6 protein-coding genes are annotated in these 14,009 nt (G+C 45.4%); 4 read left to right on the top strand and 2 right to left on the bottom strand.

The window, feature by feature from the left end:
* Positions 1-142: 142 nt before the first annotated feature.
* From GLO7428_RS17815 to GLO7428_RS17800, 4 genes are all read left to right on the top strand, one after another.
* The gene (locus GLO7428_RS17815) at positions 143-2,950 is read left to right on the top strand and encodes an Ig-like domain-containing protein (RefSeq protein WP_015189965.1); all 2,808 of its coding nucleotides are present in this window, start codon (positions 143-145) and stop codon (positions 2,948-2,950) included.
* A 31-nt stretch (positions 2,951-2,981) separates the two neighbouring features.
* A complete protein-coding gene (locus tag GLO7428_RS26130) occupies positions 2,982-5,147 on the top strand; it encodes a kelch repeat-containing protein (RefSeq protein ID WP_015189964.1) in 2,166 nt (721 codons plus the stop codon).
* 93 nt (positions 5,148-5,240) lie between these two features.
* Entirely contained in the window at positions 5,241-7,400 is a 2,160-nt protein-coding gene (locus GLO7428_RS26125) for a kelch repeat-containing protein (RefSeq protein ID WP_015189963.1), read from the top strand.
* A 100-nt stretch (positions 7,401-7,500) separates the two neighbouring features.
* Positions 7,501-10,014, top strand: a complete 2,514-nt coding sequence (locus GLO7428_RS17800; RefSeq protein WP_015189962.1) for a malectin domain-containing carbohydrate-binding protein — start codon at positions 7,501-7,503, stop codon at positions 10,012-10,014.
* 158 nt (positions 10,015-10,172) lie between these two features.
* Here the strand turns inward: GLO7428_RS17800 and GLO7428_RS17795 are convergent, their stop codons facing one another.
* Both GLO7428_RS17795 and GLO7428_RS17790 read right to left on the bottom strand, forming a co-directional pair.
* Positions 10,173-12,710: a peptidase domain-containing ABC transporter gene (locus tag GLO7428_RS17795; protein ID WP_015189961.1), complete on the bottom strand. Its 2,538-nt coding sequence runs from the start codon at positions 12,708-12,710 to the stop codon at positions 10,173-10,175.
* Between the two features lie 276 nt (positions 12,711-12,986).
* Positions 12,987-13,745, bottom strand: a complete 759-nt coding sequence (locus GLO7428_RS17790; protein ID WP_015189960.1) for a peptidylprolyl isomerase — start codon at positions 13,743-13,745, stop codon at positions 12,987-12,989.
* Between the last annotated feature and the right edge of the window lie 264 nt (positions 13,746-14,009).

Below are 14,009 nucleotides of genomic sequence, written 5' to 3'. Positions count from 1 at the left end.
CAGTTTCTAAAACCTGAATTATTCTTACTTTTTTTTAAACGGTAAGCATGGCTTACTTATGTCTGTGTACTGCCTTCATAAAACACAGCTACTCTGTTCGCTACTGGCGGTATCAGCTATGTCAAGTAATTAAGGATTTGTGATGCTAAACCTTGATTTTTCTTTTGCGCTTCCTGACACAATTTTAGATAAAGATGGTCAAGGCACCGGATTTACTTCAGTAGAGCCTAATAGCAGTGGCGACCAATATCAACCAAGTAACATTGACCTTAACACTGCTACGAAAACGCTGACCCTCACTGCGACCAAGGGTAGTAGCGCTTGGGCAAACAATTCACTCAAAAACGCACTACAGCGCGGAATTGATGACACGAAACCGTTTACAATCAATACGCGGTTAAAAGGTTCGCCGACTAAGTTTACGAGTGCTTTCCAACAGGGTGGTATTTTCTTTGGCTCGGATCAAGATAACTATGTCAAGCTTGTCTTAATTAATACTGGTGGTTCTAACGGCTTGCGGCTTCAGTTTTTCAAAGAAGAAAACGGAGTCGGGTCAAGCATCGCCGAAATTACTAACCTCAATTGGAGCAATATTAATACACTGGATCTTTATCTAACCGGAGATCCTGACACAAAAACTTTTAAAGCCGCTTACCGCGTTAACTCAAACACCGCACCTGCACAAGTCGTCAATCAATCCGCCCAAATTCAGGCAAATACGCCGTTTTTCCTAGCTAATTCGGGTAACACAACTGCGGGAATTTTAGCTTCAACAAGCAATGCACCAAACGTTGCGGTTGCATTTGATCAGTTTGGAATTGCGCAAGAAATAAAAGTCAACTTCCAGCCGGATGCAGCTAATTTGCCATCAGGTTATGTCAAAGATACGGGTGCAGCGTTTAATAATACGCGTGGTTACGGTTGGGTAAGAAGTGGCACAAATACGCCTTTCAATATTGCACAATTCGCCCGCGATCGCGATCGCGCTGGTGTTGACCAACGCATTGATACTTTACTGCATATGCAGTACTTCAATAGTCCAGCGGCGGCGTGGGAAATGGCTGTTCCGAATGGAATGTACAGCGTGAGTGTCAGCGTCGGTGACGGACCAAACCCCAACGGGGTTTATGACAGCAAACACACGATTCGTGTCGAAGGCGTTACCGCGATTAATCAATTTCAAAGTACTCCGCAGCAAGAATACAAACTAGAAACCGTCAAAGTTAATGTCAATGATGGTCGGCTAACGATTGATGCGATCGGCGGAACCAACACCAAAATTAACTTTATCGAGATCTTCAATATCACGCCAGGAAAACATCCGAACGTTACAGGATTTGCGGTTGATCGCGATCCTCAAGGGAAAGCTTTTCTGAACACATCAATTAATGTTGATGTGGCGCTGGCGCGATCGGGTATAGGGGTCGATCCTAGTAGTTTAAACTCCTCAACAGTCAAGCTGTATCGCACCAAAGACGGTAAACAAGTTCCTGGGCTTGTTGGAACAAGCGGTGGTAATGACGTGATTGTCTATCAACCGAGTCAAAACTTAGACGCGAACACCAACTACACCTTGATCGTTACAAACAAAGTCAAAGACGAGTCAGGGACAAGCTTCAATACAGAAAGTTTTACCTTTAATACCGGAAATTCTTCTACTGTACCTAGAGATTTCCGAGTTAACTTTACAAAGGAATCGGTCTACCAAGGTGCCCCGATAGCAAGCTTAACCGTAGGTCCAGACGGTAAATTATACGCGGCGGGGCTTGACGGTAAGATTCGTCGTTGGAACATTGACGCTGGTTCGGGTAGGTTATCTAATTTACAGACATTTGCGCCAGCAAAGCTAAATGGTAGAGCCATCATTGGTTTAACATTCGACCCCAAAAATCCCAATAACTTGTGGATTTCGCATAACGATCCATTGTTCCCGCAGCCAGCAAAAGACTTTACTGGCAAAATTTCTAAACTCGTTCTCAACCAGAATACTAATTCTTTTAGTGCTAATGTCCAAGACTACGTTACTGGTTTACCGCGATCGGCAAAAGATCACCTTAGCAACAGCCTAGCATTTGGTCCAGACGGCAAACTTTACTTGTCGCAAGGTAGTAATAGTGCTTTGGGTGCGCCAGATACCGCCTGGGCAAATCGACCTGAACGACTTTTAACAGCGGCAATTTTACAGATTGACCCCAACAGAAACGCCCCTACTGGTGGCTTTAACATCCAAACCGAAAGCTACGGCGGAAAGCAAGGTAACTACAATCCCTTTGCAAGCAATGCGCCCGTCAAAATCTATGCAACAGGTATCCGCAACGCTTATGACTTAGTTTGGCATAGCAACGGTTTCTTATACGTTCCGACGAATGGTAGTGGCGCTAACGGCAATACACCAGATAATCCCAAAACATCGGTAAATGAGGCTTTGCAGAAAGTTGGTACCCAAAACGATTATTTGTTTAAAGTTGTGCAGGGTGGTTACTACGGTCATCCAAACCCCAAACGCGGAGAATACATTCTGAATGGTGGCAATCCAACAAATGGAGTTGACCCCGCTGAGGTCGTCAGAATCGTAGACCCTGTTACTAAGGTGGCATACGCTGGCTATCCTGTAGGCATCAAGCCAGATTCCAACTATCGAGGCTTTGCTTATGATTTCGGACGGAACAAATCGCCTAATGGTGTCATTGAATACCAAAGCAATACTTTTGGCGGTGCATTGAAAAATAAGTTACTTGTTGTGCAGTACAGCGGCGGTAACGATATTCTGGCACTCGACCCAAATGAAAGCGGGAATATTCCTAGAGGTAATGTCACGCAAGTCATATCAGGATTGAACGATCCACTCGATCTTGTAGAAGACACGAAAAAGAACGCTGGTAACTTATACGTTGCAGAACTCATTAAAGACGGTGTTGCAGGGCAGATTTCTCTACTCAAAGTGAGTTGATCACACAAGCGAGCGTCAAAGGAGTATCTACATGGCTGCGGATTTAAGCTTAGATTTTTCGACAGGAGTACCAGGAAGCGTAGCAGACAAAAATGGACTCGGAACAGGGTTCACATCCGTGCAAGCGAACAGCAGCGGCGATGCGTACGACCTGAGTTTGATTAATCTCGATACCGCCAGCAGCAGCTTAGTGCTAACCGCAACGCAAGGCAGCAATGCGGCAGCGAACAACCTGAAAAATGCACTGCAAGTAGCGGTAGATACAATCACGCAGCCATTTAGAATCAGTACGCGGCTCAAAGGACCCGTCACCAACCTCAACGCGGCGTACAAGCAAGGCGGCATCTTTCTCGGTTCAGACCAAGACAACTACGCCAAACTTGTTGTTGTCAACGACGGCAAAGACTTGAAGTTGCAGTTCTACAACGAACAAAATGGCAGTGGGACGAGCATTGGTGAAATCAAAGGTTTAAACTGGGCAGGCGTGCAGACGCTCGACTTGTACCTGACAGGCAACCCGCAAACCAAAACGCTCACAGCAGCGTATCGCGTGAACTCGAATAGTGCCTTACCAACCACTCTACAACAAGTCCAATTAAACAATGCCGCAGCCGCATCGTTGTTTGCGAACAGTGCCACCGCCCGCGCTGGCATTTTGGCGTTTACGGGTCAGTCAAAGAAAGTCGATGTCACGTTTGACTATTTTGGCGTGAACTCGCTTGGCAGTCCTAACCCCGACTTTAATCAGATTAACTGGAGTAGTGGCGCTGCGATGCCGGTAGGCAGAACTGAGGCAGGAAGTGCGATCGCTGATGGCAAGTTATTTGTATTTGGAGGCTATAGTGGCAGTTGGCGACCTAGCTCTCGATCAGACGTCTACGACCCACAAACAAATACATGGTCGCAAATCGCAGATTTACCCAAGCCAGTTAATCATATTGGAACAGCGGTAGACGGCAAAAATATCTATATCGCCGGTGGTTACCTTGCCAAAGATCCTGTAGGACAGATTTTTGCGACTCAAGATGTTTGGAAATACAACATCGATACAAATTCTTGGTCGCCTATGCCAGCATTACCCGAAGCGCGGGCATCGGGGGGTTTAGCTGTCGTTAATGGCAAGCTTCATTTCTTTGGCGGAGCGGATATTAATCGTCAAGACAAAGGCAATCATTGGACTTTAGATTTAAATGGAGGAACAAGCTGGAGTGCGGCGGCTCCTTTGCCAAATCCCCGTACGCACATGGGTGATGTTGTTCTAGGAGGCAAGATTTATGCGATTGGTGGTCAGCATGGTGTCGATGAAAACTTAGTCACCCAAAGTTCCGTCCATGTATGGGACCCTGCGAATCCTAACGAGTGGCGAGAAGTTGCGAGTTTACCTAAAGCGCGATCGCATATTTCGAGTTCCACATTTGTGATGGACGGCAAAATCATCGTTGCAGGTGGTGAATTTGCCCATGAAAAGTTCTCAGCGGATGTCACAGCCTACGACCCACTATCGAACACATGGCAAGCGCTGACACCACTACCACAAGCGCGACTTGCAGGTGTTGCCGCAAGTTTTGGAAACAAGATTCTCTTTACAGGTGGACATCCAGCATTTAGTGCAACGTCATTCCAAGGCTCACCTGTCATCAACAATCAGCAAAATCAAAAAGCACAAACACTGTATCGGATAAATGTAGGCAGCAGCACAGCATACACCGATAGTAATGGCAATACCTGGTCGCCGGATACTGGTCTATTCAACCCGCAGTTGGCACCCGCGCTCAACGGCGGTCCATTCAATCCCACCCCAGCGATCGCTAACACACTCGATGACACACTCTATCAAAGCTTTCGTGGCAAAGTCGGCGCGAGTAACACTCCTTTAGCATCGCGGGTATTATCGTTGAACTTACCCATCGGCGCACCGCAAAGTGTTGATGTGCGCTTGCACTTTGCCGAATTGTACTATGGCGCTCCAGGACGTGCCGCAGGTGGTGCAGGTAAACGCGTATTTGATGTGATAGCGGAGGGACAAACCGTACTCAAGAATTTTGACATCTTTGCCGCGAGTGGTAGCGCGCTCAATGCGGTTGTCGTGCCGATTAATGGCATTCAAGTCAATGATGGAACACTCAATTTACAATTTGCTGCACAACAAGACTTTGCCTCTATTGCCGCTATTGAGGTCTTAAGTGCGTCTAGTTAGCAGCATTTACGATACGATTTTGTTTGCTGCTTGATAGTTGAGCTTTCATCGTTGCAGCTATCTGGCAGTACAAGTGACCGGAGGAGTATATTTGTGCCCACATATTTAAGCTTAGATTTTTCGACAGGAGTACCAGGAAGCGTCGCAGACAAAAATGGACTCGGAACAGGGTTCACATCCGTGCAAGCGAACAGCAGCGGCGATGCGTATGACTTGAGTTTGATCAATCTCGATACCGCCAGTAGCAGCTTAGTGCTAACCGCAACGCAAGGCAGCAATGCGGCAGCGAACAACCTGAAAAATGCACTGCAAGTAGCGGTAGATACAATCACGCAGCCATTTAGAATCAGTACGCGGCTCAAAGGACCCGTCACCAACCTCAACGCGGCGTACAAGCAAGGCGGCATCTTTCTCGGTTCAGACCAAGACAACTACGCCAAACTTGTTGTTGTCAACGACGGCAAAGACTTGAAGTTGCAGTTCTACAACGAACAAAATGGCAGTGGGACGAGCATTGGTGAAATCAAAGGTTTAAACTGGGCAGGCGTGCAGACGCTCGACTTGTACCTGACAGGCAACCCGCAAACCAAAACGCTCACAGCAGCGTATCGCGTGAACTCGAATAGTGCCTTACCAACCACTCTACAACAAGTCCAATTAAACAATGCCGCAGCCGCATCGTTGTTTGCAAATAGTGCCACCGCCCGCGCTGGCATTTTGGCGTTTACGGGTCAGTCAAAGAAAGTCGATGTCACGTTTGACTATTTTGGCGTGAACTCGCTTGGCAGTCCTAACCCCGACTTTAATCAAATTAACTGGAGTTCTGCTAAATCATCACCGCTTGGTCGTACAGAGGCTTCAGGGATTGTAGCCAATAACAAGCTATATGTATTTGGTGGATATATTGATAATACTTTCACTCCAACCAAGCAATCGCACGTTTATAATCCAGCAACAAACGCATGGCAACGAATAGCAGATTTGCCAACAGCAATTAGTCATGCAGGTATTGCGGTTGCTGGAAATAATATTTATTTGGCTGGTGGATACCCAGGAAAAGAACCAAAAGGACAGACGTTTGCAACAAATGAAGTGTGGCGATATAACACTGTCCAAAACAAATGGTTTTCAATGCCATCTCTACCCGCAGCTAGAGGATCTGGTGAGTTAGCAGTTCTCAATGGCAGATTGCATTTCTTTGGTGGTGTGAATGCCAACCGAATTGATCAAGGAAATCATTGGGTTTTGCCGCTTAATGGTAGTCAATGGACTAGCTTAGCCCCATTACCTAATCCGCGCAGTCATATGGCAGATGCGGTAGTGGGTGGAAAGCTTTATGCTATTGGCGGTCAGGTTGGTAAAGAACACGAAGGCGCTCAAGCTACAGTGAATATTTATCATCCAGAAACTAATACTTGGAAATCAGCGAAAAGCTTACCTCAAGCACTGTCGCACATTTCTGCTTCCACGTTTGTCATGGACGGTAAGATTATTGTAGCAGGAGGTATGCTCGCTGATGGTAAGGATATTAGTGAGGTAAAAGCTTACGACCCACTTTCTAATTCTTGGTCTACACTATCACCGATTCCGGCACCAAGATCTTCTGGAGTTGCTGGGCGAATAGGCAATAATATATTCTTTGCTACTGGTGCGTCCCCTGGGTTCTCTGCAACTACGTTCAAAGGAGCGCCAATTAAAAACCAAGTTGTCAGTAATAATGCACAAGCACTGTATCGAATAAATGTAGGCAGCAGCACAGCGTACACCGATAGCAACGGCAATACCTGGTCGCCAGACACGGGACTATTCAACTCGCAGTCCGCACCCGCACTCAACGGTGGTCCGCTCAATCCAGCCCCAGCGATCGCTAACACGCTCGATGACACACTCTATCAAAGCTTTCGTGGCAAAGTCGGCGCGAGTAACACTCCTTTAGCATCGCGAGTATTATCGTTGAACTTACCCATCGACGCACCGCAAAGCGTTGATGTGCGCTTGCACTTTGCCGAATTGTACTATGGCGCTCCAGGACGTGCGGCGGGTGGTGCAGGTAAACGCGTCTTTGATGTGATAGCGGAGGGACAAACCGTACTCAAGAATTTTGACATCTTTGCCGCGAGTGGTGGCGCGCTCAATGCGGTTGTCGTGCCGATTAATGGCATTCAAGTCAATGATGGAACACTCAATTTACAATTTGCTGCACAACAAGACTTTGCCTCTATTGCCGCTATTGAGGTTCTTGCAGCAACCTAAGTAAACCGCATTCCGCCGCCATTGGGCGGAATCTGCGTGTCACCGCTTTCCACAGTCAGAGCTTTCTTTCGTTTTGGTACCTCTATAAGTCGAGTAGATAATGGCGACTGATCTCCTTAATCCTTCTACTAATTCAACTACTAGCCCGAATACCAGTAATCTCAACACTGGTTACACTAGCCTGCAAGCGAGTACGGCAGATCCGTACGGCTTCAGTAGCATGAACCAAAGTGCGATTGGCGGTAGTAGCCTTCAAGTTCTGACTCCAGATGCCAATATTGTCTCGAACCGGATAGTATTTGGTACTGTTGCGGGAGAAGTGCGATCGCCAAAAACACTGACGCTGAATAATACAGGAAGTACCCCGCTCACAATTGCGCTTAATCTTGGCGATTCACAAGAAAAGAGTAACGCGGTGAGGCTTGCAGACCATCAAAGGGCTGCTGACTTTCAAATTCTTGATGCTCCCACAGGACAGCCGTTTACGCTTGGAGCCAATCAAAGTCGCACAATTCAAGTTCAGTTTGCTCCGCAGCGTGCTGCGCGACTAAGTACCACGCCCACTACCCATACTTTTAACGGGGAAAACTACGCATCGCTGACAATCAATGCTAACGGTCAACCAGCAAAAACAGTTAACCTTGCTGGACTCAACGCAGCTAACTACGAAGCCAATAGAGAACCCTCACTAGCAGAAATCACTCGGATTTTTGGATGGACAACAAATATAGGTACTGAAAGCTTAGTCATAGGTGGTCAAAAACAACTCATTGGTGATGAAGTTTACTCTCCTTACTGGGTACGTGCGGACAATAGTAAGCCAGTTCAACTATGGCCGCTAGCAGTTTTCAGTGGTCCCACAGATGGTCCTCACGATCCGATAAGGTTTCAGGCAAAACCTGGCAGTGGCGGTCAAAGTGGGTTTATTTATCAACACGCCGGACGGCTTCAAGCGGATAATGTGCTTGGTAGTAATGACATCAGTGGTGGCGAAAACCAAAAGATTCTTCCCAAAATCTTAGTCGGTGGGGTGAATACAACTCCAACTCTTGGTAACGTGAGCTTCACGCCAAATAGCCCATTTGCCCTCAACCGCAGCTTGTTCGCACCCACGAGCGAAGGAGCTTGGACAGATTACACGCAAAACCTTCCCGATCAAACGCACAACTGGCGAATATATCCAGTCCGCGATGCTCAAGGTACGCTTATTCCACACACTTGGATAGCTGCTGCCGACCCTGGTAACGACAACAGTGCACCACCCAAAAATTATGATTATAATGATGACATTTACCTGTTCGTCAATGCCAAACCCGAAAATTCTGCTTTAGATCCATCAGTAGGCGGTAGATTTCCTGGTTCGCCAGACTTGCAATTTTACTTTGGTAAAACCTACGAGAATGTCTTTCCGAATAGCTTGAAAGATCAAAATGGTAAGAATATCGGATTTACCAGCACGCAACTTAATAAAAACGACACCTTTACCTCAATAGCATCCTACAATCCAAATCTCATCAACCTTGATACTACTGGTTCAGGAACGCTAAAGATTACGACAACTGGTGGTAGCAATGGTAGTAAAGACAATACGCTCGTCAACGGATTGCAAACCATCTTCGATGGCAGAGCCAGCAAGTCGGTGATCAGTAGTAAGCTGCTTGGTCCGTTTAACAACATTAAGGCAGGTTTCCAGCAAGCAGGCGTGATGCTGGGGCCAGATCAAGACAACTATATCAAGGTAGTCGCGATCGCGGGTAATAACGGTCAACTCGGAATTCAGTTTTATCAAGAAAACAAGGGCGTGGGCAAAACAATCGGTACAGCGGCGATCGCTAATCCTGGAAGCTTGCAGTCCTTAGAACTGAAATTATTTACCGATCCTCAAGCTGGAACTGTTCGCGCTGGTTATAGCGTTGGCAACAACAATAATATCGTTCTCCTGCCTGGCGTTGTTTCGCTCAAAGGTGGTCAGATTGGTCGCTATTTCGCGGCGCAAAGTAAAGCTGGACTCATTACAAGTAATAAAGGAGCCGCACCATTTACAGCGACTTTTGATAATTTCTTAATTTCAGCGAACGAAACTACAGCGCAACGGCAAGTTCTGCATCGCGTTAATGTTGGTAGTAGCTCATCCTACACTAGCCCTAGTGGTTTTGTTTGGTCGGCTGATACAGGTTTATTTAGCCCATCCAACGCAGTACCCGAAAGCACATTGGGTACACCTAACATCCAAAATACAAATATCGATCCTGTCTATCGTTCGTATCGGGCAAAAATAGGCAATGGTTCGATCCCGATGTCTTCCCGCGTACTTTCCTTTGCGCTACCTGTTCAACCAGGTAAAGTCGATCTCCGGTTACACTTCTCTGAGAACTACTGGGGTGCGCCCAATCGCGGTCCTGGTGGTATCGGTAAGCGCGTGTTCGATGTCATTGTTGAGAACAAAACTCTGCTCCACAACTTCGACATCACGGCAGCAGCAGGCGGTGCGCTCAAGGCAGTTAAAGTACCTATCGAAGGCGTACAAGTTAACGATGGTCAGCTAAATATCCAACTTAAGGCAGATGTAGACTTTGGTGCGCTTTCTGCGATCGAAGTGTTTCGCTCCGCATAGTGCATTTAACATAGACGATTCTGGCGTTGCTGATTATTTCCTGCGGAACGTTGCGCGAACGTGTCACTCACAATAACGCTACCATTTTAAGTAGAATCCCCCTCTCAAGTTCTGATAGGGGGATAGTTAATATTTGTGCAAGTTTTTGTGCAGGCGGTCTAGTTATTTTGCTGTCGTTGGTATAGCGACCAGTACAATCCTTTCTTCTGCATTAACTCGGTGTGCGTTCCTTGTTCCATTAATACACCTTTTTCTAGAACCAATATTAAATCTGCTTTTTTGAGTGGTTCAAAACGATGAGCAATCATAAAGACAGTGCGGTTTTTGGCAATACCTTGGATGTTTTGTAAAACTTGTTGTTCGGTTTCGCTGTCTAAAGCAGTTGTTGCTTCATCTAAAATGAGAATCGGAGCTTGCGATAAAAACATTCGTGCTAGCGCAATTCGTTGGCGTTGACCTCCTGATAATCCCGTACCGCGTTCGCCAATAGAAGTTTCGTATCCTTGCGATAATTCGCTGACGAAATCGTGTGCAGCTGCCATCCGTGCTGCTTTTACGACCTCCTCCGCAGTAATATCAGGATTACCTAAAGTAATATTCTCCAGAATCGAGCCATTAAATAAGAAGTCTTCTTGAAGAACGACACTGATTTGTTGCCGTAAGGACGCAATATCAGCACTTTTAATATCAAAGCCGTCGATTAAAATACGACCAGACTCTGGTAAATAAAGTCGCTGTAACAGTTTAGAAAGCGTACTTTTACCCGAACCGCTACGCCCGACAATACCAACAAACATTCCTGGTTGGACATTAAACGAGATCCCACGCAAAATTGGCTCTTGATTAGGGCGATAACGGAAAAACACTTGGTCGAAAGTTACTTGCCCTTGCAGCGCCGGTAAAATCAAACCCGAACCTGGTTCAGCTTCTGGTGCAACATTCAAAACATCTCCGAGACGATCCACTGAAAGAAAAACTTGCTGTAAGTTTTGCCACAGCTGTACCAAGCGTAATAGCGGTCCTGTGACTCTAGCAGACAGCATCTGAAACGCTACCAATTGACCAACTGTTAATTGCTGCTCGATCGCTAATTTTGCGCCAAACCAGAGAATGAGCAGATACGATAAGCTTGTGAGAAAGGTGCCGATATTACTCGTAATTTTAGAAGCTGTCGAGGCTTTAAAGTTGGTGCGGATATAGCGTGCAAAAAGTCCTTCCCAACGTTCGCGCGAAGTGCGTTCTGCACCGTGCGCTTTTACCGAATGAATTCCTGTAATCGTTTCGACTAAAAATGATTGGCTATCGGCACTTTGGTTAAAGGCTTCATCGAGCCAGTTACGCAGAATCGGAGTCGATACCAGAATCAACAGTGCAAATAACGGAATCACGGCAAGCGCTACCCAGGTAAGTGGGACACTGTAATAAAACATCAGTGCCAGATACATCACCACAAACAAGCTATCGAGGATCACAGTTAAAGTCGTACCCGTGAGAAACTCGCGGATATTTTGTAATTCTTGAACTCGTGCGGCTGTATCTCCAACGCGTCGAGACTCAAAATAAGCTAGTGGTAAGCGCATCAAATGACGAAAGACTTGCGCTGATAAGCTTAAATCGAGTCGGCGGGCGGTGTGCGTAAAAATGAATATCCTCAAAATACCGAGAATTGCCTCAAATAGCGCGATCGCTAACAGCGCGATCGCCATCACATCTAAGGTAGACAAACTTTCTTGCACCAGAACTTTATCGATGATCACCTGCGTGATCACTGGTGTCGCTAAGCCAAATAGTTGTAACGTAAACGAAGCTAAGAGAACTTCTCCTAATAACTTACGATAGCGCCATACCGCTGGCAAAAACCAACTGAGGTTGAACTTATCGCGTTTTTGAATCAGTTCAATTTGCCAAAGCTGCCCATCCCACGCCGCTTCTACGATACTTCGCGGTATACTTTCACAGGTTTGACTCGGATTCAGCGGATTGGCAATTATCAAGCGATCGCCTTTAACACCGTACACAACAACCCATGACTCTTGTTGCCAATGCAGTAAAGCTGGAAACGATAGCTGGCGTAAGTCACTCCAACTGACTTGGATTTTTTGTAATTGCAATCCAACTTTTTCTGCCGCTTCAACAATATATTTAGGGCTTTGTCCGCGTGTTTGCCGTTGTACCCACTCTAGCTGCGCTGGGTGTTGCAAGTGTTGCGTCACCATTGTTAAGCACGCCGCCGCTGTATTTAAACTTGAAACAAATGGATAACCGAGTATCGGCTCTGCTTGCGGCTCTTGTTGGGGTTGATAGCGCGATCGCACTGCTGTCCAAAACTGCTGTACCTGTGAAGATGCAACAGTTGTCCAAAAGTCTGCCTTCCAATGTAAAACAATAACTTCTCGACTTGATGCTCTAGCTTTCCACGCTCCTGAAAGTTCTAACAGATCGCCTAGCCAATCTCCTTGTTGCAAAATTACCGATTCTCCGTGTTCTGGAACTAGGCGCACTTTGCCAGCCAGAATCAAAATTTGACTACCAGAACCTTTGATTCGCTCTTCGCCGTCGGTAGACCAAATAATTTCACCGAGAATATAGCTACGCGTTTCCGCTTGATGTTGGAATTGAACTTGTTCTTCAGAACTTAAACACGACAAGGGCACTTTATCCCACATCAAGTTTTTAATTTCATCTGTCGTAATCATAGAAACCTCACGAGAGCTAGAAACCCTGCGATCGCAGTCGAGGAAAGATACATTGAATACAATTGGCTGTGGTAAATTTTGATAAGTTTGTGAAACTACTAAATCACAAAGTTTTGCCACTCGTTAAGTGCCTAGCAACGAGTGCTGCAAAATTATTTTTTTGAAATGCTTAAATTGAGTCTGTGCATTCTTTTTAGCTATTAGTATCCTGACAAAATTTATTTAGATTTAATCTAGTAAATCTGCTAAGATAATAATAACCTCAAGCTCTACGCTTTATGAATCAACTTGCAGCTTAATATTCAGCTTCTGCATTTTTTCACCAAGCCATTGTTCAAAAAGCTGATTTTCTAATTCTTGCTTAACTGTCCCTTCCAAGGCAGCAGGAATGAATTGCTCGACTCGAAATAGACAATACCATTCATCAATTTCAATGGGTCCTACAACTTCACCAGGATTGACTAACTCAATTAAAGCCCGCAGCGCGTCAGGTAATTGACCCCGACTAATTGGTCCCATCATCCCATTGACAATGCGATCGTCAGTCACCGAGTACTCTTGAGCAAGTTGCTCAAATCTAGCTCCTTCTAAAATTTGGCTTTTGAGTTCTTCGGCTAATTCTTGTTCCTTCACCACGATTCGAGACAAGACTACGCGGTCTAGAAAAATCTTTTGCTCAATAAAATACTCTTGCACTCGTGGTTCGGTGATAATATTTCTCAATTTTTCTAGTTTGAAGTTGAAAACCACTTGTTGGTGAAAAGTTGGATAGTCTAAGCCATTGTTTATCAACCACTCTTGAAAGATATTTGGGTCAGTGAGTTGCTGTTGCAACCGAAAATCAATTATAGCTTGCTCAATGACTCCAGGATTAATTTCAAGGTCTTTGCGTGTGTTTAGTTCTGTTTCTAGTATTCGTTGGCGGAGAATTTCTAAAATAAAAGGTTGAAGCTTGCCAGATGTTTGAAGATATTTAAGTGCTTGAGAAAGAGTGATTGGTTGATCGTCAACTATCAAAAATGATGTGGATTCCATGTTTTGCTTGTAATGAACAGTATCTAGATAGGTTCTATCTAAGGCTGAAGTCTTGCCTTTGCCAAAATGTAAGAAGTAGGTAAATTAATTACTATAGTTGTATTAATCTAGTTTCTCATATAACATAGCTATTTCTAATCAGAGTAAATTTATCAGTGATATCAATAGACCGAAGATATTTTCATTTTGTTGCTATTTACTTTATATTTCTATTATTTCTTGCACCTCAATATATATTATTTATAGTTGCTGTAGTCTAGCTTG

Source organism: Gloeocapsa sp. PCC 7428 (assembly GCF_000317555.1).
Taxonomy (GTDB): Bacteria; Cyanobacteriota; Cyanobacteriia; order Cyanobacteriales; family Chroococcidiopsidaceae; genus Chroogloeocystis.
This window is presented reverse-complemented; position numbering and strand designations above follow the sequence as displayed.